The sequence below is a fragment of the Desulfobulbaceae bacterium DB1 genome (assembly GCA_001914235.1).
Lineage (GTDB): Bacteria > Desulfobacterota > Desulfobulbia > Desulfobulbales > SURF-16 > DB1.
The window spans coordinates 35,285-61,084 of the sequence record MQUF01000018.1 but is presented as its reverse complement, the minus strand read 5'-3'; the positions used below and the strand labels follow the sequence as shown (position 1 = coordinate 61,084).

At 57.3% G+C, this 25,800-nt stretch carries 27 protein-coding genes; 3 read left to right on the top strand and 24 right to left on the bottom strand.

All coding sequences use genetic code 11. The features are described from left to right. Positions 1–100: 100 nt before the first annotated feature. A complete protein-coding gene (locus BM485_14775) occupies positions 101–895 on the bottom strand; it encodes a chain A iron centre cytochrome C protein (GenBank protein OKY74282.1) in 795 nt (264 codons plus the stop codon). A gap of 790 nt (positions 896–1,685) precedes the next feature. On the opposite strand from BM485_14775, the gene BM485_14770 reads away from it, so the two are divergent. From BM485_14770 to BM485_14760, 3 genes are all read left to right on the top strand, one after another. Continuing rightward, positions 1,686–2,510 (top strand): hypothetical protein, encoded by an 825-nt coding sequence (locus tag BM485_14770; GenBank protein ID OKY74281.1) that lies wholly within the window; start codon positions 1,686–1,688, stop codon positions 2,508–2,510. Positions 2,511–2,912: 402 nt separating this feature from the next. Further along, positions 2,913–3,452, top strand: coding sequence for a hypothetical protein (locus tag BM485_14765; protein ID OKY74280.1), 540 nt, complete (start codon positions 2,913–2,915; stop codon positions 3,450–3,452). Continuing rightward, the gene (locus tag BM485_14760; protein ID OKY74279.1) at positions 3,449–4,654 is read left to right on the top strand and encodes a hypothetical protein; all 1,206 of its coding nucleotides are present in this window, start codon (positions 3,449–3,451) and stop codon (positions 4,652–4,654) included. The genes BM485_14765 and BM485_14760 overlap by 4 nt, the downstream gene beginning before the upstream one ends. 161 nt (positions 4,655–4,815) lie before the next feature. Here the strand turns inward: BM485_14760 and BM485_14755 are convergent, their stop codons facing one another. The 23 genes from BM485_14755 to BM485_14645 form a co-directional block, all read right to left on the bottom strand. Beyond that, positions 4,816–5,166, bottom strand: coding sequence for a hypothetical protein (locus BM485_14755; protein ID OKY74278.1), 351 nt, complete (start codon positions 5,164–5,166; stop codon positions 4,816–4,818). An 11-nt stretch (positions 5,167–5,177) separates the two neighbouring features. Further along, positions 5,178–5,480, bottom strand: a complete 303-nt coding sequence (locus tag BM485_14750) for a hypothetical protein (protein OKY74277.1) — start codon at positions 5,478–5,480, stop codon at positions 5,178–5,180. Between the two features lie 77 nt (positions 5,481–5,557). Beyond that, positions 5,558–5,953: a hypothetical protein gene (locus BM485_14745; GenBank protein ID OKY74276.1), complete on the bottom strand. Its 396-nt coding sequence runs from the start codon at positions 5,951–5,953 to the stop codon at positions 5,558–5,560. A gap of 429 nt (positions 5,954–6,382) precedes the next feature. Beyond that, positions 6,383–7,465 (bottom strand): IS91 family transposase, encoded by a 1,083-nt coding sequence (locus BM485_14740; protein OKY74275.1) that lies wholly within the window; start codon positions 7,463–7,465, stop codon positions 6,383–6,385. Beyond that, positions 7,465–7,635, bottom strand: coding sequence for a hypothetical protein (locus BM485_14735; protein ID OKY74274.1), 171 nt, complete (start codon positions 7,633–7,635; stop codon positions 7,465–7,467). Before BM485_14735 ends, BM485_14740 begins: the two co-directional genes overlap by 1 nt. Next, on the bottom strand, positions 7,616–8,377 hold the full coding sequence (locus BM485_14730) for a recombinase (protein OKY74273.1): 762 nt from the start codon (positions 8,375–8,377) through the stop codon (positions 7,616–7,618). Before BM485_14730 ends, BM485_14735 begins: the two co-directional genes overlap by 20 nt. A 202-nt stretch (positions 8,378–8,579) precedes the next feature. Beyond that, complete coding sequence (locus BM485_14725) at positions 8,580–8,894, bottom strand: transporter (GenBank protein ID OKY74287.1); 315 nt, start codon at positions 8,892–8,894, stop codon at positions 8,580–8,582. A 272-nt stretch (positions 8,895–9,166) separates the two neighbouring features. Next, positions 9,167–10,129: a hypothetical protein gene (locus tag BM485_14720; GenBank protein ID OKY74272.1), complete on the bottom strand. Its 963-nt coding sequence runs from the start codon at positions 10,127–10,129 to the stop codon at positions 9,167–9,169. A 728-nt stretch (positions 10,130–10,857) separates the two neighbouring features. Continuing rightward, positions 10,858–11,265, bottom strand: a complete 408-nt coding sequence (locus BM485_14715) for a hypothetical protein (GenBank protein ID OKY74271.1) — start codon at positions 11,263–11,265, stop codon at positions 10,858–10,860. Positions 11,266–11,268: 3 nt separating this feature from the next. Next, positions 11,269–12,600 carry a hypothetical protein gene (locus BM485_14710; GenBank protein ID OKY74270.1) on the bottom strand — a complete coding sequence of 444 codons (1,332 nt, stop codon included), beginning with the start codon at positions 12,598–12,600 and terminating at the stop codon, positions 11,269–11,271. Positions 12,601–12,741: 141 nt separating this feature from the next. After that, entirely contained in the window at positions 12,742–13,272 is a 531-nt protein-coding gene (locus BM485_14705; protein OKY74269.1) for a hypothetical protein, read from the bottom strand. Further along, positions 13,272–15,611, bottom strand: a complete 2,340-nt coding sequence (locus BM485_14700; GenBank protein OKY74268.1) for a hypothetical protein — start codon at positions 15,609–15,611, stop codon at positions 13,272–13,274. The genes BM485_14705 and BM485_14700 overlap by 1 nt, the downstream gene beginning before the upstream one ends. Next, a complete protein-coding gene (locus BM485_14695; GenBank protein ID OKY74267.1) occupies positions 15,608–17,188 on the bottom strand; it encodes a hypothetical protein in 1,581 nt (526 codons plus the stop codon). The genes BM485_14700 and BM485_14695 overlap by 4 nt, the downstream gene beginning before the upstream one ends. A 217-nt stretch (positions 17,189–17,405) precedes the next feature. Further along, complete coding sequence (locus BM485_14690; protein ID OKY74286.1) at positions 17,406–17,759, bottom strand: hypothetical protein; 354 nt, start codon at positions 17,757–17,759, stop codon at positions 17,406–17,408. Between the two features lie 8 nt (positions 17,760–17,767). Beyond that, a complete protein-coding gene (locus BM485_14685) occupies positions 17,768–18,166 on the bottom strand; it encodes a hypothetical protein (GenBank protein OKY74266.1) in 399 nt (132 codons plus the stop codon). 8 nt (positions 18,167–18,174) lie between these two features. Beyond that, entirely contained in the window at positions 18,175–19,047 is an 873-nt protein-coding gene (locus BM485_14680) for a hypothetical protein (protein OKY74265.1), read from the bottom strand. Positions 19,048–19,057: 10 nt separating this feature from the next. Further along, positions 19,058–20,182, bottom strand: coding sequence for a hypothetical protein (locus BM485_14675; protein ID OKY74264.1), 1,125 nt, complete (start codon positions 20,180–20,182; stop codon positions 19,058–19,060). Between the two features lie 9 nt (positions 20,183–20,191). Then, on the bottom strand, positions 20,192–20,782 hold the full coding sequence (locus BM485_14670; GenBank protein ID OKY74263.1) for a hypothetical protein: 591 nt from the start codon (positions 20,780–20,782) through the stop codon (positions 20,192–20,194). A gap of 3 nt (positions 20,783–20,785) precedes the next feature. Then, on the bottom strand, positions 20,786–21,532 hold the full coding sequence (locus BM485_14665; GenBank protein OKY74262.1) for a hypothetical protein: 747 nt from the start codon (positions 21,530–21,532) through the stop codon (positions 20,786–20,788). A gap of 15 nt (positions 21,533–21,547) precedes the next feature. Continuing rightward, positions 21,548–21,937, bottom strand: coding sequence for a hypothetical protein (locus tag BM485_14660; GenBank protein ID OKY74261.1), 390 nt, complete (start codon positions 21,935–21,937; stop codon positions 21,548–21,550). Between the two features lie 27 nt (positions 21,938–21,964). Then, positions 21,965–22,714 carry a hypothetical protein gene (locus BM485_14655; GenBank protein ID OKY74260.1) on the bottom strand — a complete coding sequence of 250 codons (750 nt, stop codon included), beginning with the start codon at positions 22,712–22,714 and terminating at the stop codon, positions 21,965–21,967. A gap of 61 nt (positions 22,715–22,775) precedes the next feature. Then, positions 22,776–24,986: a hypothetical protein gene (locus BM485_14650; GenBank protein ID OKY74259.1), complete on the bottom strand. Its 2,211-nt coding sequence runs from the start codon at positions 24,984–24,986 to the stop codon at positions 22,776–22,778. Next, entirely contained in the window at positions 24,983–25,798 is an 816-nt protein-coding gene (locus BM485_14645) for a hypothetical protein (GenBank protein ID OKY74258.1), read from the bottom strand. Before BM485_14645 ends, BM485_14650 begins: the two co-directional genes overlap by 4 nt. Positions 25,799–25,800: the final 2 nt, after the last annotated feature.

Genomic DNA, 25,800 nt, shown 5'->3' with positions numbered 1-25,800 from the left:
CCGCTGCAGGAAAGTATTTTCCTGCAGCGGCGGGGCGTTGGGCGTTTTTTTGTTGCAATGCGCGACTGGGCACCTGTCAGGGTGCTCAATGTTCACATCTTTATTTTTTGGCCATGGGTGCGGAGGGAACGTCGTTTCCGTGACATTCCATGCAGTTCATCTGAGCGGTGATGCCGTATTCCTTGACAGGGGCATGGGTGCTTGTTGCTTCGTACTTGCCGTCTTTCCAGTCATTGAGCAGCTCGACAAGATGGTAGGCGACACTGGCTGCAACCCGGGCGCACCTGTCTTTTCTCTCCGGGCTGGAAATGGGAAACCCCGAGGCCTTCATCCACTTGCCGACAGAGACGTGGCACAGGGGGGATTCGGCGGTGGTCTTGACAAGTTCGGTGGCGACTTTTGGTTTTTTGGGAACATAAATCGGCATGGACGCTTCGGAATACCACTGGAACATGTCTTCGCTGATGTGATGTCCCTCCGTGGCCCCGGCTATCCGGGGACCGATGATGACATTGGCGACAATGGCCGCACCGGCGTTGGAGCCGCAGGTCATGCCCCAGCCCACCATGCCGCCTTCGAGAAAGACAAACGAATCAACGGGGAAAGAGGTATAGGGTTCGCCGACCTTTTCCCGCAGCTGGCTGAAAACGCTGTTGATGACCGCGACACCGCAAAACCCGCGATACCATTCTTCGTAAGCGATTTCCGCGGTTTTGGCGGGATCAAGTTTCTCATAGGGCCATGGCCATTTTTCCGTCGGGCCGCCCAGCGCATGAGCGGATTTCATCAGGCCGCCGAAATGGGCCATGGTTGCACTTGCAGCCAGGACGGTGGTGCCGATCATCATCTGGCGGCGTGAGACTCCCTTGCTTCCCATGTTTTCCTCTGACTTCATCCTTTTTCCTCCGTTTTTTCAGGTTACAGTTTCTTCCTGCAGCAGGAAGTTGTTGATAATGCACCTTGTGTGGCGTGCATTGGTATGAAAAAATACTTTCCCTGTGTGGCAAAAGAAGTTGATCGTGACTGTTGTGAGGCGATGCCGAAATTCGTAACATGAGGTTTCGTTTGCATTTTTGGCATCATAATAATGAATGGTTCTCCGGGGCTTCCGTGTCCTGCCGATAAAACGAGAGGGCGAAGTCATTTTTGCGTTTGTACCACATTGTGTTCTTTTATTAGCAGGGAGTGTGATGTCTGTCAATATGTGATATTGGTTTTTTTGAAAAAAAAATAAAAAGTGGGTGTGCCGGGTTTTTTGATTATCGGCAGGCACGCTTTTTTTTAGGGGGGGGTGGGAAGCGACCGATAAGTAGTCATGGGATGAGTTGCTGGATTGGTATATTTGTGTTTTTGGTCCAGTCGAAGCTCTTAGCGGTTAATATCATTGGTTTTTGTTCTTGTTGTCCGGTTTTTCGGAAAAAAACGATTTGTTTTTTCGGAAAAACGGACAAAAAAATCGACTTATTCCTGTTTTGCGGATTAAGACGGTGAAAAGAGCAGGGGAGTGCCAATCTTGTTTGGGCGTTGTTTGCTTTAACTGGTTGTTTTTGTTGACAACCTCGTTTGTTGATGCGTTTGGCGCGACTACTGCATGCTATAATAATTAGGAAAATATGAGAATTGTATGCATTCTGAGGTTCTCTGCTGTATATATAGTAAGAAACTAACTCCTGGAAAATAAACCTATGCCGGTTAGAAAAAAGCGAACAAGCATCAAGAAACATCTCATCCTTTTCTCCAAGGGAATAGGGGCAGTTGCACTTGTTGTTCTGGCCGTTGCGGCAATAAGCATGTTTTTCCGGTCCCCTTCCGTGGAGGAAGTCGTTTCACTCCCAGTCTCCCAACCTGTCTCCATCGAGTCCTCTGCAGAGGAATTTGAGGAGCCGACCGACCCCAGTGGTGAAATGAACGGGAAGTGGTATGGCTTATGCCGGAAAAATTCCATTCAAACGGTGGAGGATTTTCGGAGAACGGTGCAAAATGATAGCGTGCTTGCCGTCCACTTTGCCTCTTTCGATTGGGAAAACGCCCAGCTCGGCAGGCAGGATCAAGAAACCAAAGTCCATGTCGCGTACAGGAAGGATGATGTCATCAGGCAGACATCAAAGCTTGTCAAGCTGCCCAAGGGGGATCAGTACATCACCGACGGAACCCATATCGTTCGTACTGCCTGTTGCAACGATTACATCGTCCCCCCTCCGGTCCTCCCGTCGGCGGGAAAGAACATCCCTCCCGTCTATCCGCCGGAAGTTACGCCTTCGGCTGGTGGGCCTCCTGTTGTAACCTTGACCGAAGCACTCAATCTTCCACCGGATTTAGATCCAGGTTACGTCTTGCCGATCATCCCGTATGAGCGATCACATCAACCACCCATTGATATTCATCCGCCGATTGTGCCTCCTCCCGGTCCTCCCTCGGAACCCGTTCCGGAACCAGGCACCATGCTTTTGTTCGGCTCCGGACTGGGGGCACTTGCCGCGATTTTCCGGAAAAAACGGCGTCATCCATAATTCGTCAGCGAAAGCGGCGCAGGCCGGGGTTCAGGTTCTGCTCCGCTTTCCTTGTCTGGAGCAGGTTTCCATTTGATTCCCTTGCCCGGCGGCTCTGTTCGGCGCTGTGGGTTTATGGATTTCCCCGGCTCGGATTTTCCGCGAGATCGGATCAGGTCGCCAAATTGCATTTCTCCGCAATATGATATATCCTTATAAAAAGAAGGGCGCGCTGCGGCGCCTTCTTCCCCGGACTTTGCATTGCGGATTCGGTTGCCGCCTCGCGCGGTTTAACATTGAAACCAGGAAACAAGCACGAATATGAAGATACGAAGCTGTATACTACGGGCGTTTGTCGGATGTTTGCTAACCTTGCTGTTGCCTATTTCCTTTGGTAATGCCGCAAGTGTGCGCCAGGTTGACATGGACAAGATGATCCGGGAGTGCCGGCTGGTGTTCGAAGGCAGGGTCACTGCCGTTGAAGCCCGGGAAAACAGTCAGAAGCGGATCCATACCTATGTGACCTTTGCAATAGAGGAGGTCATTAAAGGGGATTATGCCGAAAAATCCATCACACTGCGTTTTCTGGGGGGAACGGTGGGGGATGTGACCATGTCCGTCAGTGATATGCAATGGCCGCAAATGGGGGAACATGGAATTTACTTTGTGGAATCGTTGAAAAGGCCGCAGGTGCATCCTTTTTATGGCTGGAGCCAGGGGCATTTTATCGTGGAGCCTGACGCGCAGGGTCGAGGCAGGGTCATGACAAGCGGCAGGCAACCGGTCATGGAGGTATTGGACGATGTGCCGGCCGAGCAGAAGTCTTCGGGGGGCAGTCAGCTTTCTCACGGCAATGGGGTTGCACGCGGTCTTGCCGTTGCCCGGGAGAAAAAGGACAATGTGGGCCTGACCACCGATGAATTCAAGATGAATTTGTATGAGAAACTGTGGAGAAAGCAATGAGCGGGAATGCGAAGCATCATTTGCTGCCAAAGGGTGTCATGCGCTGTTTTCTTGCAGCCCTTCTCGTGTTCGTGCTCGGAGTCTGCGGGGCAACGGTTGGGGCGTATCAATTGCAAGGTTTTAAATGGCCGCAGCCTTCCACCACGTTTTACGTCGATATCCCCGGTGCGGGCGGGAAATGGAATGATTCCTTTGAGGAGGCCATGTCCGCCTGGGGTGTTGGTACGGCATTTGATTATAATATAGTACGGGGGGTATCTTCCGACCCCTGTGATCCATTTGACAACAGAAACGGCGTCAGTTTCAATGACACGTTTTGTGGAGAGGCCTGGGGCGCGGGGACTCTTGCCATAGAAATTTCTTATTATATCGGCTCTGAATTAATTGAGGCCGATATCGTATTTAACAGTAATCAGGCCTGGAATGTGTATTCGACTTCCTGGGGAGACGCTCCCTGGGTCGGGGTCAATGATTTTCAACGTGTTGCCGTGCATGAATTGGGGCATGCTCTCGGCCTGGGTCACGAGAATAGCGACGTACCGGCAATTATGAGGCCGTGGGCCGGCGACATCACCATTCCGCAGCAAGATGACAAAAACGGTGTGGCGGCGCTTTATGGATTTGGAACAGTTGCCCGGCCTGCCGGCATCACCGTGCCGTCCACCGATGCAGACGGCAAGTACACGGTGAAATGGGCGGCATCGTCAACAGCCGGGGTAACCTATGTTTTGCAGGAGGCAACAAACAGCACCTTCAGTCTCGGATTGCGTACCGTCTACAGGGGGCAGTTGTTAAGTACCCCTATCAGCGGCCGCGTCATGGGCAAAACCTATTATTACCGGGTCAAGGCGATCAAAAGCGGCTACACCGCCAGTGCCTGGCGGGTGGGCGCCAATGGATGCATCGTGCGACCGCGGGCTGCCGCGCCGCCCTCCATAAAGGTTCCTGTCACCGACGCCGACGGCAGGTACACGGTGAGCTGGACGGCATCGGCAACATCCGGGGTAACCTATGTTTTGCAGGAGGCGACAAACAGCACCTTCAGCCAGGGGCTGCGCACCGCCTATTCCGGTCCGTTGTTACGCACTGTGGTCAGCGACCGCGTCATGGGCAAAACCTATTATTACCGGGTCAGGGCGGTCAAAAGCAGTTACACCGCCAGTGTCTGGCGGGTGGGCACGAACGGTTGCCGAGTACCTTAGCGTTGGCAGAGAGAGGAGGGCGCAGATACTCTCTGTCGCATGCAGGTGTTTTGATGACATATTTGCCTCCGTGGCCCCGTCATTGGAATTCAGGAGCCGGGAGGCGGACTTTGGCATGATGGATTGTAGTGCCTTTGATTCCGGCGTCTGACTTCTGTTTGCTATGCCGCTCTGACGCCGAACCATACCGTGAAGCCAAGCCCGATAAGAAAGCTGATGATTTGCAGAAGAGATGGAATAGTCACATTTTTTCCGCGGATTGAGATGTCGGCCTTTCCCCCTTCCGGCTCAAGGGTGCCGGTGAGCGCAAGCAGCGTCCAGACGCCGAATATTACGGAAATCAGAAAACCCAGCCAGGAGATGACAACAAGGGTACGTCCGCAATCGTCCGGGGTGCCGAGGAAGTCTTTGGCAAACGTCACGGTCAAGGCGATTATGGCGGTGGACAGGGTAATTAATTGTTTCGTGGTATCACGGGCGAAATCAAAGGCCAGTTTCCTTTGCTCTTCCATGGAGTGCGCTCCTAGCAAATTGGCCACAGTGGGCACAATCTGTTCATTGCGGCGGCGAAAGTGTTTTCATGGAGCTCGTTGTAGCCCAGTGTTTTCGCTTCAATGATCATCTCGGAAACGAACCGTTCCATATTCGCCTCAGCGACCGCCAGCCGGTCCTTATCCGCCAAAAAACCATCGGCCTCCAGTTGGCGCGCGGTATTATTGACCAGATTCTCGACAAGATTCCGACAATCAGGGGTAAACCCCATGTCCGCGGCCCGATATTGGGCTTTTGCCCAGAGCCTTCGCGTTGCTGCGTCGAATGTCGCCATTTGATTGCTTCCTTTATCGGAATTATTGAAATCCGCGCGCACGAAAAAGCCGTCCCCTTTTCGTGCTGACCGACGATTTAATATTTGGTCCCGCTGAAGGTGCCGAGATCTCCGTAACTGTCTTTCAGGACTCCATTGACGTATATCTTGTCCTTGCCCATCCATGCTTCCGTAATGGTTACTTTATAGCCCCCGTCAAACAGGATGTATCCGGTGATTTTGCATGTGCTTTGAACAGTCAGTTTGCCGCCTTTGGTTGTGATGGAATCACCGTATGCATCATAGAATTTTACGCCTGCCTGAACCGCTCCGCTTGAATTTATTACGGCGGTACCCCGCGACCAATCTCCTCCGTAGTTGGAGTAGATGCGCCATTTGCCGGTGGCATTGCTTTGCAGGCAATCGGCGTGAGCAATGGACGCGAAAAGAGAAATTGCCGCATAACAGGAAAAAAAAGCCGATAATCTTTTCATTTTTGCCGCTCCATGAAGGTTAAGGGGAGCTCAGGGACAGTTTCTTTGCTTTCCGACGGTTCCATGTGAAATAAGGAAGGTGCCCCCTGGACTTCCTCATGCGATGCACATGGTATTCAACTTTTTTCTTTATAACGAACAAGGTTAGATTGTGCAAGCGTAGCGCGCCACAATCTGAACCGGTGGTTGGACGAGCCCGGTGGACGTATATAGAAAAGAGCTTTTGGGTTCCGGAGGGATCGGATCAGGCGAAGGAAGACGGGAGTGGCCCCCGCAATGTTCTTTGAAAAGGATTTTGGTGCTGTATCATGCTGCTTTACGCTGATTTCCGGCGTTTTTCGGGCGCAGGAGTCCCGTCCCGGTGCAATCCGGCTTGTGTCCTCGGCAAGTTCACGGCTTTCGTTTACATACCCGATGCCTCCGGCTCGTCTATTGCCGTAACGGAGCGGCCATGGCCGGTGGCCGGGCGATCATTGTCGCGGCGATCACCATGGCGGCCCCGCAGGCCGGGCAGATGATAGCCGGCCGTTGCTTCAGGTTGCGGACAAGGGCGCGCCATGGCGCGACCCGCAGCACCAGCTGCAGGAAGCGGAGCAGCTTTTTGCTGCATGCATGGAGAAAACCATACGACCTTGCCCGTCGAAACCCTCGGGGCAGCACATGGAGCATAAGCAGGTAGAGGAAGTACTCGCCCTTGACGGTTCGGGTCCGGTCTTCTCCGCTTTTGGCATGGCGATACCGGAAGGTGACCATGCCGTCCCGGCAGTGCAGGATGTCTTTTTCCCGGATAACACCCCGGTACAGATAACGGCCAAGATAGATAAGGGCCTTCTCGCCGTTGCCCGCGTCCTTGCAGTCAACCACCCACTGATCGGGGCAATCATGGGGAACCGGCAGCTTGTTTTCGACCAGGGTCTGGAGCAGCTTCGCCCGAAAGACCTTGGCCATGGCCTTGTGGCTGAAGAGATATTTCCCGGATTTTTCCTTCCACAGCCCGGTTTGCGGGTTGATGCTTGCTCCGGGCATGACAACGTGGATGTGCGGATGATAGTCCAGGGTTCTGGAATGGGTGTGGAGGATGGCGGTGAATCCCGCTGATCCGCCGAGTTTTTTGTCGTTATTGGTGAAGGATTTCAGGAGGTCCTGTACTGCCCTGAACATCAGGGCGTAAACGGTTTTCTGGTGTTTCCACGCCAGATCCCGCATCTGCCCGGGCAGCGTGAAGGTGATCAGGTAGTATTGACACGGCAGTCGTTTGTCAAGCTGGCTTTCCAGCCACTGCCGGCTCTCATGGTTCTGGCAATGGGGGCAGTTTCTGTGGCCGCAGGAATGGGGAATATAGATCCGTTCGCCGCACCGGTGGTCCGAACAACGGGCCAGCATGTGCGGTCCATGCTCGTATCTGCATCGGGCCATGGACTCCAGAGCCTTGATGTGGCCTGACAGGAGATTTTTGTTGTAGGTGCGGAAGAAGCTGTCCCTGAACTTGTTGATGATCGTGGAGAGCAGCATTATTTACGCCCTCCCCATCTGATGTCCAGGGAGTTGACCAGGGAATTGACGGCCAGTCTCGCATTGTTGGCCGTGGTGGAGGTCAGGTGGGTGTATCTGGCGGTGGTCAGGATGCTGACATGGCCAAGGATCTGCTGCAGCTCAAGCAGATCAACCCCGGCCTCCAGCATGTGGGTGGCATAGCTGTGACGCAGGGAGTGGCATGAGATTTTTTTTTATGCCGAGTTGCCGGACAACGGTCTGCATGGTGGTTTGAATGCCGCCCCTGTCCAGGGGCAAATCAACCAGGTGGGCATTTTTCAGACCTCTTTTCCTGCTGGGGAAGAGGAACCGGGGATGCTTGTGCATGGCCCAGAACTCCCGCAGCACCCGCAAGGTCTTGTCTGGCAGCGGCACCAGCCGGTCCTTGTTACCCTTGGCATCACGAATATGGACCCGCATGTTGCCTGCGTCGATGTCGCCGACTGTGAGTCGAATGCCTTCGCCAAGGCGCAGGCCCATGCTGTAGCAGGTAAAAAAGAAGACCTTGTAGCTCAAGGTTTTGGTTGCGGCAAATAGTTGCCCCGTCTGCTCGACGGACAGGATGTCAGGGATTCTGGATGTCTTGGGAGGCTTGATCAGGGGGATATCTTCCCAGGGTTTGTTCAGTACCCCGGAATAGAAGAACTTCAGGCCGTAGAGGTCGAGCTTGACCGCGCTCCAGGAATGCGTGTCCAGGAGTTCCGTGAAATAGTCGAGCAACTGGCCGGAGTTGAGGTTGTCAATCCTGCAATCGAAATAGTTGCCGATACGCCGGATCGCCCTGGCGTAGGCGTCGATGGTCTTGGGCTGCAGACCGCCCAGTTTGAGGCATTTCAGGTGTTTCTGATACTGCTTGTTGAAGAGGGAATCTTGTGGCATGGTGGTGTTCATTGTAACCTCCTTGGTAATAGTTGATGCGGCGGCCTCGCCTTTGCTCCGCCACTCTCTACTTATTACCGTATGCCGTGAGATTACAACATGTTAATGATGGATAAACAAGCTCGCTCGTGACTCGTCTGCCGCGTAGCGGCTTCGTCCAACCAGGGAATTAAGCCGACACGTTTTTTGCGGCGGGCATGAATGACTGGTTCGTCTATTTCACGATCAGATCATTTTTGACGGATTGAACCCCCTCGACGCTGCGAGCGATTTGCCCCGCTCTTTTGGCGGCTTGCTGCGAATTGACAAAGCCGCTCAACTGAACGGTGCCTTTGTAAGTTTCGACGCTGATTTTGAATAAATTGACAAGATCATCCTTGGCAATCAGGGATTTTACCTTTGTCGTGATGACCGAATCGTCAACGTATTCACCCGTGCTTGCCTTCTGGGACGTTGATGCACAGGCCGCAAAGGCGAAGAAGACCACAAGAAGCAATAAACAACGGATCATGACGTTCAGCTTTTTCATAGCGACCCACTCCTCCTGGAAAAAATAATAAAAAATAAATTTCTCTTCCTTTCTTTCATAATCCATTTTAAGAAATCTGCCCCATTTCCTCCAGAATTATTAAAAATTCAGCAATTTTTACGATCATTTTGGGTTTTCCCCGAAAAGGACTATTTGAAGAAACGTTGTTTCGCCTGGCCCGGGTAAAAATTTTCCTTTTTTATCGACGTCACGGGTGCTAATTAAAAACGTATTTTTTCGGACATAGCGACCTCTTTGAAAAGACGCCTGTTTCAAATCCAGTCGAGCAGATCCCGGCCGGTCAGTTTTTGCAGTTCCCATTCATCCAGGGCCACCTGCAGCACCGTGAGTTTTTCCTGCAGTCGGAGCAACCGGCCTGGTGCCGCATTCCTTCCGGCTCCCGTCGTTTCATGGCTGAAGGCATCGAGCTTCAGGATGTCGCTGACCGAGGCATCCGCCATCTGGGCCAGGGGAGAGAGATCGGCCTCAATTGCCAGGACAAGCCCGGCCTTGGCGCGAAATTCCATCATTTTGGCGGAGGGAATGTTTTCAATTTCCATATGAAGAGCCGAAGCAGCGAGGTCGGCAAGGGTTATGATGCCCTCTGCGTTCAGGGCGTCGCCGTAAACGTCACCCACCCCGTCGATGCACCGGATCGGCAGATGGCCGCCGAAATGTCCCGCCGCGCTGTCCCGGGGAACAAGCCCCTGGCTGAAATCAAGCCGCAGGGTGCGGCACAGGGTGAGGCCTGCGCTGATATCAATGCGGGGATGGATGACATGGTTGATTAAAAGACCGCTGCCTGCATCGTTGGTGGAATTACCGCCGAACAGGCCGAATTCCCTGACCGGCTGGACGCCTTCTGCCGCAAAGTCATCCCTGGAAAAGCTGAAATCGATCTGCAGCCTGGCCGTGGGAAGGCTGCTTGGCTGGTCCGCCCCGTCAAGAAAAACGATTGATTCAGCCGTGATCTGCCGCCGCAGGATCTCCCGCACCAGTCCGGTGGCGGCAGGATCGGGCCGGGGCGGCGAACCGTCCCAGGCTTTCAGCCCCTCGCCCATTGCCAGGTACATGATGCCGCCTAAACCGCTGTTTCCCCGCATCAGGGCGGCCAGCAGCGAGCCGCAGCCGTTCATGATGCGGTTGCAGCGCCAGCCCCGGTCAATGGGGGGGCGGCCGGGGCGCATGAATCTGTCGTGATAGTATCCGTGGATGGTGATGGTCATTTTTTCCATAAAAGGCTGGCAGCCGGAAGTCAGGAGAAAGAATTTTATATCCTTTTGGTTTCAAGAAATTTATGCCGCCTCCTGGCTCCTTTTTTCAACAACAACCGCCCTCCGGGTGGGGCGCCGGCGCATTCCGCCTTCGGGAGATCCGGGGGCAATGGCATTCGCTTGCCGGAAACCCCCATCCCTCTCTAACCTTTGTCGGTGCGGCGGTCCGCCTTTTCCCGCATTTGCCTGCGCGGTGCAGGCAGCGGCGGCGCCCCACTCGGAGAGCGGTTGTTGTAAAAGTGATGGTTTCGTAAAAAATCATTTTTTTTTCACCACAGAGCACCCAGAGATCACAGAGAAATATTTTTTATTACATGGAATTATCTCTGTGTGCTCTGTGCGCTCTGTGGTAAATTTCTCCCTTTTTACGAGTCTGTCAAAAGTGCCTAAAGTGCGCTACAGTTTAACGCGCCTAAAATAAGATTTCCTTTAATGAGGAGCGCCACAAATTCAGTCATTTTAGGCACTTGAAGCACTTTAGGCACTTTTTTTGTTCCCTGATCGGCCTGCGGACGGAGCGCCGGCGCATTCCGCCTTCGGGAGCTCCGGGGGCAATGGCATTCGCTTGCCGGAAACCCCCATCCTTCCCTAACCCTCATTTCGCTGGTGCGGCGGTCCGCCTTTTCCCGCATTTGCCTGCGCGGTGCAGGCAGCGGCGGCGCTCCGTCCGCAGACCGGTCAGATCGATTTTACTCACCCTCTACATATTTGCGCAGATTTTCCGGCAATGTCCGTTTTTTTAGCTCATTGTCCACGCCGCCAATTTTCAGGCCGGCGATGCGCTTCAGCAGCACCGGATTTTTTTCCACGTCAACCTCTTTTGCCAATTTCACCAGCAGGGCTTTTTCCTTGGGTTTGGCGGCATCGGCGTGACGCGCCAGAATCAGCTGGATGAGCGGGTCATTCATACCTGCCAGTACCGGGACGATGGTGTCGAAACAATCATAGTATTTTTCCTTGAATTCCGGAATGATCTGCTCCCAGCAGCCCTGGCGACAGCCCTTCATGTACTGAAGAAATGCCTGCAGCTTGGCGTCGGTTGAGTCAAGTATCCCGGCCCGTTTGAATTCCTTCCAAATCATCAGTTTGTGGCTCATGATTTACTCCTCGGTAAAGGTGTAGACATACCAGACAACATCAACCTGCTCACTGCCGCCGGACTCGTTTCTGATGCGGATGTAAACGTCATAGGTGTCCCGGCCCGCAGTGGAACGGTATACCAGTTCATGGGTGACATTGGCGATGCCGGAACCGGTTACTGCCGTTATGGCCAAAACCGGCATATAGATCCGTTTGATGCCGTCGCCCCAGCCGACATTGGCCTGCACCAGCTGGACCGTGATCCCTTCCGGCGCCAAATCCGCCACCGAGCCGCTGCCGACGATGGTGAGATTGAGTTTGTCACGGGTGACGGCGCCGTCGTCGATCTTTGCCGTGGTCACCGCCTCGTCATAGAGTTTCCCGGTACTGACCGAGGTATTGGCGATTTTGGCATTGGTCACCGCGTTGTTTGCCAGTTTTTCGTTTGTCACCGCGCTGTTTTCGAGGCCGGCTGCGCCGATCTGGTTGCCGGCCGCGCCGCCGGCGTGGTCATGGCCGGTGTTGCTGAAAAGGATTTTCGATTCGTTGATCGCCGCCCCGCTTGCCACCTGGTCATTGGCCACCACGTTAAACCGCAGCTGGCCACCCTTGGTCAGCGATTCGTCCAGCCGGTTGCCGAGATTGGCCTTCATGCCCCGGGCATCGGCGATTTCCGCCGCCAGATCGGCGAGGTTGATATCTGTGGTGCGCAGGTCCTCGATCATGGAGCTTGCGATGGCGGCATTGCCGCCGGGCCGTTTCAGGCGGGCCAGGGAGTAGAAGACGTGGCCGGCTCCCGGCGCGGGCGGCGACAGGCTGCCCTGGGCCACCCGCACCGCCCATTCCCGTTTGAGTCGGACGCAGGATTCAACGCCGATGGCCGGATTGATCAGATCGGTGTCCTCGCTGCCGTCAACCTCGCGCTCCCAGACATCGAGGTAGACCGTGTCAAGCCGTTCGGCGGCCGGCGTGGTCAGCGGCGCAATCGGCGAGACTCCCCATTGTCCGGCCAGGGTTGGATTGTTGTAGAGCGGCTGGGAGCTGTAGCGCATGGTGCTTTCCAGCATGACGTCGAGGCCCTCGACAATGCAGCGGCCGGCGCCTTCGGCCGTGCCGTTGCCGCCCCTGATGTCGAAGTTGTTGGTTGTTCCCGCCGCGGCCAAGATGAGAAAGCCGTCGTTACCCCGCGGCACGCCGTTACCGGCAAACCACTTGAGGAAGGCCCGCAGTTCGAATTTGCGGATGTCCTCCTGTTCATTCCAGTCCGCATCGATGAGAGGCACGCCCTGCTGCAGCCGGACACCGACGTAGTGTTTCAACCGGTCAAAGGTATCGCGTGAGTAGTTGCCCATTATTTACACCCCTTTTATGTCAAAAAAATTGACCACGGAGCACACGGAGCTCACAGAGTTTTTTCTTTTCTTCTCCGTGCGCTCTGTGTTTACCGAGGTTTATGATTTCATGCTTTGCTGTGTTCAACCGTGCGCCTCCTGTTAAAAAAACAATCGGATCATCCGGATCAGGGTGGCGGAGGCATCCTTGTGGATCACCGCATGCCGGATCGAGTTGATCATGAAATCCGTGCCGCCCAGTCGCCCGAACAGGCCAAACTCCCGCAGCGGGTACGTGGCGAGCGTCGGCAGCGGGGCGGGATAACCCGGCTCCAGAATGGCGGTTATCTGCAACCTGCTGGTCGGTGCCGCTACCTCGCTGAGGCCCTCGTCCAGATAGGCGACGGACAGATTTGCAAAGGCAATCGGCGGGGTATACGGGGTCACCAGAGCAACGGCCATGGGGTCCGGTGGGGGCGGACCGCCGTCGTCCCAAGCGGCGAGCCCTTGCCCGAAGGCCATGTAGCGGATGCCGTCGGATGGGTCGTTGCGGATAAATCCCGCCAGCAGGATCCGGCAGCGCTCGACTATGGTGTTGGCGGTCCAGCCGCTGTCATGGATGATTGCGCCGTTGCCGTCCTGTAAAATATCCCTGTATATTCCCTTGAGCTGACCGGTAATGCGTTGTTCCATTATTCTTCTCCTTCCGTGACGCCGACATGCCACGTCCTGAAACGGGTGCTGACGGGTGGGGCGCTGAAATCGACGCTTCCTCCCTCCGGGTATGCCGAACTCCGGGCACGAAGCCAGCGCCATTCGGGAATGGTGTCGCCGTACGTGTCCGCCGGGCCGCTGTATATTTCCGGGTTCACCGTGGTCAGAATGTCGCTGAATTGCTCGCCGATGAAGCGGGAGGGGCTCGCCGGCGGAAAATCATAGGTGTAGACCGTTTCCCGGTAGACCGCCGGTTCAATGATGAAGACGTAGCGCGTCTGGATCGGCAGAAAGCGGCGCAGCACGCCGCGCAGCAGTTTCTGGTTGCGCAGGATGAGGCCGGGGTCCTCGGTGTCCGGAGTCAGATAGATGCCGAGGGTCTGCCGCGAGTACCAGTTACGGTCGGTCATGACGCCGTTTGTTCCGGCATCATGGGTGTAGGCCTGGAAATCGGCGAATTTGCCCCTCAGGGCGTTTTTGGCGATGTTGCCGGCCGTGGCCGCGACGCTGCCCGCATAGCGGAGATCAATGGTCTCCGTTGCCTTGAAAACATCACTGTTGTAAAAGAGGTTGCGGTTGGAGCGATAAAGCAGTGTTGTCCGGCCGTTCACCATGAGCACCAGGGGGTAGCGTTCGGTGTAGGCGGAGCGGCTGACTTGCTCGGCCTCGCTCCAGCTGCCGGTGGCCGGGTCAAGCCTGCTCTGCCGGATGGACCAGCTGCCGTTTTCATCTGAGCTGAAAAAGACCGAGAGCGTGCCGTCCGGATTTTCCCGGCAAACCGGATCGCTTTCATTCATATCCGGAGAGCTTTTGGGACGCAGCCGGATGGGCCCCCAGTCGCTTACGGTATGCGGATCAACGGAGTCCTTGACCCGCCAGGCAATGGTCATTCTTCGCGCGCCGGGGGTTGCCCCTGCTTCCAGCTGCGACCAGAAGAGAACGATGCGTTCCGTGCCGCCCTGGGAGAGGCACAGGCTAAAGGGCTCCGTTTCCACCCGGGGCGGCAGGCCGCCGTCGTCGGGGAAAAACGGCGGAGGATCGAGCTGCCAGCCGCTGCCGTCATGGCGGTTGGACCGCAATCGCCAGCCTGCGCCCTGTTTTTCCCGCCAGAAGAGCCAGAGCCCGCCGCTGGAATCGGTCGTTGCCGCTGGTGCGCGGCGCTGAACCGAGCCGTCACCGAAGAGTTCCGGATCCGACCACTGTGCCCCGTTGAACCTGCGGCAGCGGATGGACCAGGCTCCGTTCTGTTCATCAAAGCTGCCCCAGAAAAGCCAGAGAATGGTGTCTGCAAGAGCAGCGGCCGGATGCCTGTCAATGGTCGCGCCATCGGTCAGCGGCTCCGCGGCCGCCCAGCCCGTTGCCGGGGAAAAGATCTTCTGCCGGATGTGCCAGCCGTCCTTTCGCCTGGTGTGGTAAAAGAGATGCAGCAGTCCGTCGCTGTCCGTTGCCGCCGCTGGGCGGCCCTCATGGGCGAAGTGCAGGGAAAAAGGTTCGTTTTGCTGCTGCCACTGCTCCGTTTCATCCAGCTCCATGGCCCAGAGGTTCAATTTTTCCGGATTGTTGCTGAGAAAGATGTTGTGAACGAATTCCTTGGTCCGGCTTTCCCAGTTGGTGAGGCGCTTCACCGTCGCCTCCACCGTTGGAATGAGGCCCACGGTCTTGTAGAGGTGGGGGGCGCCCCGCACCTCGTTGCGCTGGGCGTCGATCTCCAGGCGGAAATCGATCTGCCAGCCGATCCACTGGGCCAGCAGGGGCAGCAGACTGCCGTCCATGCGATACGGGTTGTGCAGATCAAGGGCCGCGCCTGCATGGCTGTAAAACTGGTCGAGGATGAGGCCCGGCAGTTCGAGAAAACGACGGAGCCGTCCGGCATCGCGCAGACTCTCGGGCACTGCCGGATTATCTCCGGCACCTTGCGTGTCATAGCGGTGGTAGATGCGCGGCAGCTGGTCAAACATCAGGCCGCTGAAACCAAAGGGCGAGGTGGCCATGGCGGCGCAGCGGTTGCGGTTGTCGAACACAAAAACGGCCGGGTCGCTGCTGTAGGGGAACAGGGTGTAATAATAGTGATGCCCACCTTGCAGCGTGTCATCTGTTACGCGGTAAAGCGTTTCGCCCGCGTCATTCATGCCGGAATCAAGGTCCGTGCCCTGGGCCACCAGCATCCCGTCATGAAGTGAGACGGGATAGGTGTCCGCCCGGCGCACCACGCTGACCCCCGGAAAGGCGGCAGGGTCCGGATTGACCCAGCTGAGCCGGATGCGGTTGCCTTCAGGGCAGGCATATGCGGTGAGGTTTTGCAGGCGCATGTCCGTCATTCACCCTCGAAAAGAACCTTGATACCCTTGCTGTAAGCGACCCAGCCGGAGGGGATGATGGGGATCTCATCCTCCTTCAGGCTGATCTTGCCCGATGGTTCCACCGAACCGGCCGGCTGCCTTTCCCTTCTGAATTCGCTGATGGTCACATAGTCGACCCCTTCCACCGCCTCGATGGCTTCGTAGAATTTGCTGAGATAGATGGTCTGGCCGAAATCGACATTGTCAAAGAAGAGCAGGCGGCCCGCGGCGTTCTGCACCTTTTCCCGCACTTCCTCCATCGGATAGTAGCTCTTCACCCCGATTTTCGCGGTGATGTAGATGGCGACGTAGTAAACATCCTCGATCTCGATAATGGTCGTCACCGGTCGTTTGTCCTCAAAGTAGGCGAGCAGGGCCGCTTCCAGCACGTCGCTGACCTTGCCGCCGCCTTCCGGCGCGACAAAGAGGGTAACCCTGTTCCAGTTGCCGGATACGGCCCGTACCTTACCGACTCCCTTGAAGTCAAGGGCCAGTGCCTTGTAGTCATCCTCGGTCACCGCGCGTTTGAGCGAACGGAAGACGGCCGGGGCGTGCATCACCGCATGTTTGATGCTCTCCCGTTCGGCCCCGCCGGTGGCGGCCTCGGCATTGTTTACCTTGATGCCGTTTAAGGCAAGCTGGGGCGCATTGACAATGGTCTGGATGGCGCCGGCCGCAATATTGCCCTTGAGCCCGCCGCCCACTCGGTAGCTGGCCCGGACGGTGGCGCCGTTGCCGGGAATGGCGCCGAAAACGCCGTCGCCGAAAACCACCGTGGCCCGGTCCTGATCGTCGATCTCGACGATATACTCCTGCTGCTTTTCGCGGCTGAAGGCCAGCGTCTCCCGCAGGGTCCACTCGTCGATGGTCTCGCCCAGCCGGGTGGTGATGATGATGTCACGGTTGATTTTCTGGCCGGCGCCGGCGGCCCTGAGGATGAGGCCGCTGTGGGCCAGAGTGAAGCGCTGGTTGCGGCCGCCGTTTGACACCCCCAGCACCTCGTTTTCGATCAACCGCCCTTCCTCCACCGGCACCCCTTCTATGCCGAGAAATGAATTGCGGCGGAAGTATTTCTTGCCCGTCACCGGATCCACGGGCAGCATGCCGCAGTCGATGGAAAGCGGTTCTTCCCTGGCGTATTCGAAGCGGACGCTTGGTTTTTCCTTCATGCTTTTGGTGGCAAAGGCGTCACCACGGCGGATGATGATGGTCTGGTTGCAGGCAGCAGGGATGATGAGCTCAAGACTTGCCGAGGCGGGTGCCGCGGTGGCGAGCCGATAGCCGATCAGACGCAGATGGTCGATGACGCTTCTTCTGCTCTGGGCCGTGCCGAGAAAACTCTCATTGACCACCCGGTCCTGATAATAGCTGATGATGTCGCCCATGTGGGCGAAAAGCTGCAGCAGCACATTGCCGAAATCGGCTTCCGATGTATGGTTTTTCCATTCCGGCAGCCGGGAGGGGATGAGCTCGCGCATGGACTGCAGCAGGCTGTCATAGTCCCGGGCCATGTAATCAACAACGGTATGCTCGCCGACCTGTTTTATTTCCGCCATGTTTTTGCCTTTGTAACTTCAGGCGATAGACTGAAGACTATCAGGCTGTCCGTGCTGCATGCGTTCATGTTTTGTGACGCCTTTTCCGCAGCCCGCAGCCTTTAGCCTGTCTCCCTGAATAGTTACTTGTTTTTTTGAAAAAATATTTCACCACTGAGGAGCCGGAGTGCACAGGGTTTTTTCTCCGTGTTCTCAGCGCCCTCTGTGGTTGTCGCTGCTATTTGAAATGCACCCGCACCGCCTCGCGGGACAGATCCTGTTTCCGGGTGTACGAAATTTCCACGGTTACCGTTTCCTCCCTGGAGCTGACGTCGATTCCTTCGACAATGATTTCATCGCCCAGCCAACGGGCCAGGGCCTGACCGATGGTGAATTCCATGGCCGCGGCAAGGATGTCGTTGTTGGCCTCAAACACCAGGTTGAACAGGCCGCAGCCGAATTCGGGCAGGTTGACCCGTTCGCCCGGCGCGGTGAACAGCACCTGGATGATCTTGCCGCGGATCGCCGCGTCGCCGCCGTCGGCGCTGATGCCTCCTTCCCGTCCCACGCTGAAGGGGAACGGGAATGCGATGCCGTCGTTCATTTTAATTTCCCCTTCAACTGGGCCGGCGGCGCGGGCGGTGTTCCGGGCCCCTGCAAACCGGTGATGGCTGTTTTCAGTTGCAGGTCTGCCGCGCCGGCGGCGGCCCAATTGCTAAAGGCCTGGTTCACCCCCAGCTGCCAGGAGGCCATTCTCCCCAGCCAGGTATCGACATCCTCCACCCATTGCCAGAAGGCGTGGTCCGTGCCGTCGTTTGACAGGGTCTCCGCATGCACGGTCAGGATACGGTAAACCGCTTCCCCCAGCGCCCCCAGATTGTCATTGACCGACGGCTCATCCACATTGGCGCCGAGTCCCGCCTCCTGCGCCTCCAGCCGGGCGCGCATGGCCTCGACAAACTCCTGCTTCGCCGTATTTTTGTTCGGGCCGAGTCCCATATCCGTCCCTATGCCAGTACCTGGGTGTTGGTGGTGATGGTGATCGGTACCGGCGCGCCCAGATTGCCGACCCCCATGTCGCCCATCCGGATGACCGGCAGCACGCCGGGGCCGAGCATGACAGCGCTGCCCTTGACCTGCACCATGCCCGCTCCGGCGTCAATGGTGATACCGGCCGGGGTCAGCTCCACCTTGGCGCCGCTTGCCGTTTCAATGGTCACCCCGCTGCTGCTTAAGTTGGCGCTGTGGCCGCTTGTTCCCTCGGTGATGCTTAGTCCTCCCGACGCCATTGCGATCTCGTGGCCGGCTGCGCCGTCGGTGATCGTGATGCCGTTGCTGTCCATGATGATTTCGTGGGCATGCTGTCCTTCGCGGATGGCGATGCCGTCAGCGTCCAGGGTAATGAGGTTGCCGTTCCGCGCTTCAAGAATGGTGACCATCTCCTCGCCGTCCTTGTCCTCGAACTGGATGGTGTGGCCCTTGACGGTTTTGATGATCTTGCGGGTCGGGGGATTCTGCACCGCGCTCTGCTCGGCGCCGTCCGCCCCGTTCGGCTTCGGCAGTTCACTTTCGCCCCCCGGCTTGCTCCAGAAAGTACCGACCCAGATGGGATACTCGAGATCCCCCTCCTCAAACTCGATCCACACCCCGGCCTCAACCTCGGGGACGAACAGCATGCCCTGGTTCGCTGCGCCGCCATAAGGCAGGCAGGGAAAGGCCCAGCCGCTGACCACCTCGGAGCCCAGGACCCCCGGCACCTTGACCTTCAGTCGGCCCAGTCCTTCCGGGTCCTCGTTGTCCACCACCAGGCCCCGGTATTTGCCGTAAAAGCGGTGCTCCACCTTCTGCACCAGCCGGGAAACGATTTTTTCAAGGGTCACGGGTTTCCTCCTATGTCAGTCCGCCCAAAAGGCTCGATGAAGCGGAAAAATTCTCCGAGCCTTCCGGCATCAGCGCATTGCGTTTCACCATGAACAGCTGCCGATACCCGTCCTCGGTGAAGAGATGGGTCACATGGGTGACATAATACACCCCGCTGTACGTCTCGCCGATGCCGCGGATGGTAACGGTTTTCCTTGCCTGCAGGATGTGGCCGTACTGGTTGGCCTGAATCTCGCCTTCGCCTTTGACGAGCCATGTTCCCTGGTGATAGAGTTCTCGGCACAGGGCCTGCATTTCCGGCGTACCGGTCGCCCCGCAACGGCTCACCACCACCCGGCCGGGATTCGTCGACGGCCCGGCAAGGCTTGCCGCGTCCTCGCCTCCCAAAAGGGTCTGTTCACCCTCGTTGATTTCCGTCTCCAGCACCTCCTTGTTCATCCGGTCAAGCTGGTACATGGCGACAGTGGCCTGGTTCAGTCCGTTCACCGTCAGGGAAAAACGGCTGACCATGGTTTCACTGCCGAAGTGTACGGAAAGCAGGGGCTGGGGCGGCTCGTTCAGCCCCGGTTTTTTAAAGCAGGCCGATTCGCCCGCCACATAACACTCAAAGCCGTTCCGCAGCGCCAGCCGCTTGAGAAACTGCATGTCCGTTTCCCGCTGGATAATGGTGGACAGCGCCTCGTCATGGATCACCTCCGTGTCCTCCACATCCGGCATGAAACCATAACTGTTGAGAATCTCGGCGGCGATGTCGCTGTCCTTCTTGTTCGGCCAGTCCTTTAATTTTTCTTCCCGGTCCATCAGGACACTGCTGTCCATGCCCCAGATTTCCAGCGCGCAGCGGGCAGGATCGCTGTCAAAGGTGGGCATGACATGAGTGATATAGCCGCGGATCAGTTCTTCGTCGCCATCGGCAAAGCCCGTCAGCCGCATCGTCACCTGTTTCCAGATCCGCAGGCGCTCGTCATCAAGCAGGGTCCAGGAGCCGTCCTGCTGGTGGAGCAGCAGGGAAAAGCGCAGGCGGAACATGGCGGCAAGCTCGATGTCATGCTCAACCTCCAGGCTGAGGAGCCTGGGATAGAGGTCGTCCGCCTCTGTCCCTTCGATTTCGATGACGAGATTTTCATTCTCCATAGGCGCGTATCAGGCAGCTCCATCCGGCGGGATGACGATTTTTTTGCCGGTCCGGCCGATGGATTCCGCCGCGCCCGGGTCAAAGCCGCTCCCCGCCGTCGCTGCCGTGATTTGGTGAACGCCAAGATTCAGACTGTTGTATGTCACCAGGACGGAGCGTTGAAAAATTTCCTCGGCAACCGGGATGGTTTCGCCGTCACTCTCCACACTTTGCTCGCTGAGCAGCACTTCTTCCTCGAAGAGAAAATCCTCAACTCCCGGCAGGCAAGAAAGGGCGGCCGCCAGGGCGCTCCAGGGCGGCGGGCCGGTCTCATCATCATGGTCAAGGCCGATACGGACACGATGCAGGGCAGCCGTGCCCAGCAGGTCCAGGGGAGAAAGAAAATCCGCCGCCGCATCGGCCAGATGCCACCATTTCTGCGGCGCCCTGTAATAGCGGAATCCCAGATGATCAAGTCGTTCCCCTTCCTGGATGGTATGGAGGAAGGTTCCTTGCGTCGCCGGAGTGCGCCGCAGCCGCACGGATTTGGCCTGCCGGCCATCGGCCTTGACAATCACGGTGTATGGTTCTTTCCGGTAGCGTGAGTTCTTGAAAAACATATATTACCCCGGAATAACCACATCGGTGATACTGGTCAGGTTGGCAAGGTTTAAAATCGACATGGCCTCCTTCATTGCCTTGGTGTATTTGAACACCGGATTGGGGCCTTCGATAACGGTGAGATTGACCGCCACCGTGGCCCGTACCGGATTGAGATCGGTGCTGAACTCGGTTTCCGTGATGTTCATGCTGTTGATGTTCACCGGCATCACCCTTTTCCGCCCCCAGATGAAGAGGATCATCGGCGGGTTTTCCCCCCGGGTGAAACTGAAGCCGCCGGAGGAACCGAGCAGGGCGCCCAGCGCCTCGCCCAGCATGCTTTCCCCCTTGGGGTACACCATCAGTTCCAGGGTGGCGATCTGCGGCATGATGCCGAACTGTTCGGTGATCGCATCACCCTCGTTCAGTTTGTCCGTTGCGTCCAGCCGGATTTCAAAGGAGACCGACTCCTCCTGCACCCTCACTTGCTGCTGTCGCTGCAGTTCCAGCAGGTCGGAGAATTCCTCCCGCTGATGGAACTGGCGGAGTGTCGTGCGGCTGGCGGCGATGCGGCGTTGCCGTGCCTCTTCCGTTTCTCCCGCCGGCGCCGTCTGTTCCGGGGCGTTGGGTACCGAAAAGGTGAGCGAGCGGTTGCGGGTCAGCTGCACCGGATTGAACTGAAAGGGGACAAGCAGCGGCGGCAGGCTGAGGCCATACTCGACAAAGGCCCCGCGCAGAATTTTCGGTTTGTTGGAGAATCCTCCGGACATATAGTGTCAATCCTTTTACGGTAAATTAATGGCGATGCGGTCGATGATCGAGCGCAGCGGGGCACGGTTCTCCGGGTTGAATGCCGCGAGCATTCGTTCCAGCAGCTCGAGTGTTTTCCGGGAAAATCCCAGAAAGCAGTAATCCGTCCGCGCCCCCATCCTGATCTCGACAAAATAGCCGAAATTGTTGCCGTTAACGACTTCATGTTCGATCTGCAATCCGTTTGTTTCAATGATGCGCATCACCCTGCCGAACTCCTCAACGCTGATCACCCCGTTTCCCCAGAAAGGCTGGTCTTTCAGCGTGTCGCTTAAAGATTGCGAGGCATAATGCGCCCGGTAGAACGGCTTGTCTTCATTGCCGCGCCAGATGATGCGCAGGCTGAAATCGTCTTTTTCCTCCACTGTCCCGTCCTCAGGGTAAATAATTTGCTAGGAAAAGGTCCATCCCGGGAATTCCGAACTCAGGGTTGATTGGTGGCTCGACAGCAGCCCGCCCCCGGGGCAGATCGGATAATGGGGGGTCACCGTGCCCGCGCTGTTAATGGAAAAGCCGTAGGACAGGGAATCGATCATGGTGACCGTCCTGTTGTTCACCCCGTTCAAGGCCAGGGTCGCATCCCAGGTTGTCACCCCGCTCCCCGGAGTGTTGCGGGAGGGGTGGTCGATAAAGGTGGTGGGCCGCGCCGCCGCTTCGGCATCGGTCCAGTAAAACGGCTTGGTGTCGTCATTGGGGCGTGGATCCACATAGGGCGAGGTGGTGCCTCCCAAAGGGACGTTGGTGTCGATGGTCTGGGTCCAGCGGTAGCCGTCCGGATAGGTGGGGGTGCAGACGCCACCGACGATATCCACCTGGATGCCCACCCCGCGCGCCTCAGGGGCAAAGGAGGTGAGCGAGGCGCTCTGGTCTTGGTCGCCGGACGACGCAGAGGTGCTCTTGTCCGGTCGGCCGGGGCTGCCCCCGCCCTTGTCCGGCGAAAAGCGCTTGAGTTCAATGCGCGGGACGACGCTTTCTTCCGTGGCGGTATTTTTATCGCTTCGGTCGAGCATCGCCTGGTTGCCCAGGGTTCTTTCCAGGGAAGGCACGGTCGGGCTCTGTTGCGCCATGTCAATCGAACCGTGCGCTTTGACAACGGACTTTTTGTCCCGCCGCTGTTTTCGTGTTTTTATTTGGCCGGCCATATATGCCTCCTTGCGAAAGGCTGATGTAAAAGTGCCTTTCTTGCTTCTTGTACCCAGAATCTTATTTCTTCTGCCTGTTGCCTTCCGTCCACAGTTTGCCGATCTTGGCATATTCACGTTTGACTGCGTGCAGGACGTGCTCCATGGTGATGGGGCTGTTTTCCCGGGCAGCCAGAAAGGCGCTGTTGACGGCGATATTGCGGATGTTGCCGCCCGCCACCTGGAACTCACCGGCCAGGAAATCATAATCAAGGGCGGTTGCAAGCGGTGCTGCGGACGGAAAGTGTCCCTGCCAGATCCGGGCCCGCAGGGCCTTGTCCGGAAAGGGAAATTCGATAATAAAACGGATGCGCCGGGTAAAGGCCTCATCCATGTTGGCGCGGAGATTGGTGGAGAGAATGACCATCCCCTCATACTCCTCCATCTTCTGCAGCAGATAGCTGGTTTCGATGTTGGCGTAGCGGTCGTGGGCATCCTTGACCTCGGTTCGCTTGCCGAACATGGCGTCCGCCTCGTCAAAGAAGAGGATGGCATTGCTTTGTTCCGCTTCCCGGAAGATGCGGCTCAGATTCTTTTCCGTCTCGCCGATATACTTGCTGACCACCCCGGCCAGATCAATTTTGTAGAGGTCGAGCCCCAGCACGTTTGCGACGATTTCAGCGGCAAGGGTTTTGCCGGTGCCGGGAGGGCCGGAAAAAAGGGCGGAAAGGCCGCGACCGCGGCTGATTCTCCGGGCAAAGCCCCAGGTGTCGAAGACCATGTGCCGGTGTTTGACCTGGCTGCACAGCTCCTGGAGCAGTTCAATTTTTTCCCGGGGCAGAACCAGATCCGACCAGTCGCAGAGCGTCTCCGCCCTGACGGCAAGCGTGCCGAGACGGTGGTGTGACTGGCTGCTGCTGCCTTTGGAAAAATCATCCAGGCAGGGGCGATTTTCCCTGCCCTCCGCCCGGGCAAGGCTTGCTCCGAGTCGGGCGGCCTTCTCTATGGCGCCGGGGGTGAGATGATAGCGTTTGGCGAGATCGCTGCCCCATTGGCGGGCGGCAGGGCAACCATGCGCCTGCAGGGCGGATTGCCAGCACTGTTCCCGTACATCGGTATCCGGGGCCGGTACCCGGAAGGCATGAAAGTCGATGTCGTGGCGGACATGCCGGGGACTCCATGGCTTTTCCCCTGCCATGAAGACAAGCCAGCCATAGGACAGGACGGCCTGTTCGATTTCCTTGAAAAGGCGGAGGCCGTCGTCATGGGCAAAAAGCAAATCGATATTGCCGAGATAGATGATTGACCGGGTCAGCAGCCCTTCCCTGAAGGCAAGGCGCAGCAAACGATTCCGCTCCCCGCTGTCATCGGGCAGCAGCAGGGCGTCAAGCTGCAGCAGGGGACATTGTATTTCCCCGCACAGGGCCAGGGCAAGCCGCACCTTGCCGCTTCCCTCGGGGCCGTAAAGGTAGAAAATGGTTTTCGAGGGGACATTTTCCCGCCTGATAAAGGGCAGGGTCAGGTTGCGCAGCCTTGTTTTGACGGAAGGGGCCATTGCCACGTCGGCCAGGGCGACATCGGCGGCAAGTGAACGGCACACGGCAACCAGCCTGCCGTCCAGGCTGTTGTCGCCCAGGAGAAAAGCGACGATGCGCGGATCAACCCGGAGGAATTCGGCAAGATCGCTTGATCCGGACGGGTTGTGCGGGTCGGCAACGCTTTCGAGAATGGAGCTGCGCCGCAGCCGCGAACCGGGGACCAGCAGCCGTCGCATGGTCCATCTCTCCTCCCGGTTTTCGCCCAGCAGGGTGAGAACAAGATCAATGGATGGTTTTTTGCGGGTGATATCGTCCTGCAGAAAGGCGTAGACCGTGTCGTATTTCCGGTCCAGTTCCGGCGCCAGGCAGATGACGACCATCTGCAATTCCAGGGGGGAAAGGCAAAACATGGCGGCAAGCTCGGGCAGGGGCAAGAAGATGTGCCGCTCCCGGGCAACGCTTGTTTTTTCCTCCATCGCGTCTTGCAGAAGGGAAATTTCCCGGCGGATCAATCGAATTGCGCCGGTGTTGCCGACAGGTTTCGCGTCGCCTTGCAAAAGGCGTTCAACCGCATCGCGCGAGATGGCCGCCCGGGGTTGCAGCCCTGCTTCCGGCCCGGTTATGGAGCCTTGCAAACGAAGGACCGCGATCCGCAGCAGCAGGTCGAGTTTTTTCAGCTCGTCGGCCAGATGGCTGAACCCGTCGGCATAGTGCCGAAGTTCACGGTCTTCTCTTTGCAGCAGCTGCGGGATCACGGTGTCACCTCAAAAAACAGGGTTTTGCGGGTCAGGTGCGATATGTCGATGCGCATTTCATAGAATCCGGGCGCAAGGTCCCCCGGAATCGTCACGGCAAGGGAGTCACCGCTTAATTCAACTCCGGACAGGATGACCCGCCGCATCAGGGAAACGTATGCCCGCCAGCCGGTCAGGTTAATTCCTCTAATGGTCAGGGTTGAGCCTGCCGGGGCCGACATCGGTTCAATCGATTCCACCGTGGGGGGGAGAAAGGGCGCCCGTACATCCGGCACGCCCACCTGACGGACCCTGTTGGCCAGGCTGCGTTCCTTGGCGGGTTGCATGTCGAGCTGAACGACGCCGACTTCATAGGCCACTGATAAGCGGTACGGCTGGGAAAAGGTGGTCCAGACCGTGGCCAGTTCCTCCAGTTCGATGGGGTTCTGTATCACCTTGATCTGTTCACGCGCGCCGTCAAGTCCGGTTGCCAGGTAGTCATCCGGGATGATCGGATTTTCATGGAGAATTCGCATTGCTTCCCCCAGGATCAGGTGGCTCGCCGCATTGCCCGTCACCTGGTCGTTGACCGCATAGGGCGTCAGCAGATAAAAGAGGTGGATCGACAACGGCGGCGGCACAAGACGGGTCGGGTCATCCGTCCGGGCCTGCCAGTCCTGGTTGCGCAGGGCCGGGCTTTCCAGTACCTTGTACAGATAGAGGTTGACCCGCCGGTCCCCCCCGCTTTCATGCGGCGAGAGAATCGTCACATCCACCTCGGGGGTCAGCTGCATTTCCCCGAGCAGCAGATTGCGCAGTGATTCACTCACCATGC

Bases quoted from the DNA above. Each gene is read 5' to 3' on its own strand.
- BM485_14710 (OKY74270.1), bottom strand. From the start codon at position 12,600: ATGGGCAACTACTCACGCGATACCTTTGACCGGTTGAAACACTACGTC.
- BM485_14665 (OKY74262.1), bottom strand. From the start codon at position 21,532: ATGTCCGGAGGATTCTCCAACAAACCGAAAATTCTGCGCGGGGCCTTT.
- BM485_14715 (OKY74271.1), bottom strand. From the start codon at position 11,265: ATGAGCCACAAACTGATGATTTGGAAGGAATTCAAACGGGCCGGGATA.
- BM485_14730 (OKY74273.1), bottom strand. From the start codon at position 8,377: ATGAACACCACCATGCCACAAGATTCCCTCTTCAACAAGCAGTATCAG.
- BM485_14670 (OKY74263.1), bottom strand. From the start codon at position 20,782: ATGTTTTTCAAGAACTCACGCTACCGGAAAGAACCATACACCGTGATT.
- BM485_14705 (OKY74269.1), bottom strand. From the start codon at position 13,272: ATGGAACAACGCATTACCGGTCAGCTCAAGGGAATATACAGGGATATT.
- BM485_14775 (OKY74282.1), bottom strand. From the start codon at position 895: ATGAAGTCAGAGGAAAACATGGGAAGCAAGGGAGTCTCACGCCGCCAG.
- BM485_14760 (OKY74279.1), top strand. From the start codon at position 3,449: ATGAGCGGGAATGCGAAGCATCATTTGCTGCCAAAGGGTGTCATGCGC.
- BM485_14695 (OKY74267.1), bottom strand. From the start codon at position 17,188: ATGGCGGAAATAAAACAGGTCGGCGAGCATACCGTTGTTGATTACATG.
- BM485_14745 (OKY74276.1), bottom strand. From the start codon at position 5,953: ATGAAAAGATTATCGGCTTTTTTTTCCTGTTATGCGGCAATTTCTCTT.
- BM485_14735 (OKY74274.1), bottom strand. From the start codon at position 7,635: ATGCTGGAGGCCGGGGTTGATCTGCTTGAGCTGCAGCAGATCCTTGGC.
- BM485_14645 (OKY74258.1), bottom strand. From the start codon at position 25,798: ATGGTGAGTGAATCACTGCGCAATCTGCTGCTCGGGGAAATGCAGCTG.
- BM485_14700 (OKY74268.1), bottom strand. From the start codon at position 15,611: ATGACGGACATGCGCCTGCAAAACCTCACCGCATATGCCTGCCCTGAA.
- BM485_14770 (OKY74281.1), top strand. From the start codon at position 1,686: ATGCCGGTTAGAAAAAAGCGAACAAGCATCAAGAAACATCTCATCCTT.
- BM485_14755 (OKY74278.1), bottom strand. From the start codon at position 5,166: ATGGAAGAGCAAAGGAAACTGGCCTTTGATTTCGCCCGTGATACCACG.
- BM485_14675 (OKY74264.1), bottom strand. From the start codon at position 20,182: ATGGAGAATGAAAATCTCGTCATCGAAATCGAAGGGACAGAGGCGGAC.
- BM485_14720 (OKY74272.1), bottom strand. From the start codon at position 10,129: ATGGAAAAAATGACCATCACCATCCACGGATACTATCACGACAGATTC.
- BM485_14685 (OKY74266.1), bottom strand. From the start codon at position 18,166: ATGGGACTCGGCCCGAACAAAAATACGGCGAAGCAGGAGTTTGTCGAG.
- BM485_14725 (OKY74287.1), bottom strand. From the start codon at position 8,894: ATGAAAAAGCTGAACGTCATGATCCGTTGTTTATTGCTTCTTGTGGTC.
- BM485_14655 (OKY74260.1), bottom strand. From the start codon at position 22,714: ATGGCCGGCCAAATAAAAACACGAAAACAGCGGCGGGACAAAAAGTCC.
- BM485_14765 (OKY74280.1), top strand. From the start codon at position 2,913: ATGGACAAGATGATCCGGGAGTGCCGGCTGGTGTTCGAAGGCAGGGTC.
- BM485_14740 (OKY74275.1), bottom strand. From the start codon at position 7,465: ATGCTGCTCTCCACGATCATCAACAAGTTCAGGGACAGCTTCTTCCGC.
- BM485_14750 (OKY74277.1), bottom strand. From the start codon at position 5,480: ATGGCGACATTCGACGCAGCAACGCGAAGGCTCTGGGCAAAAGCCCAA.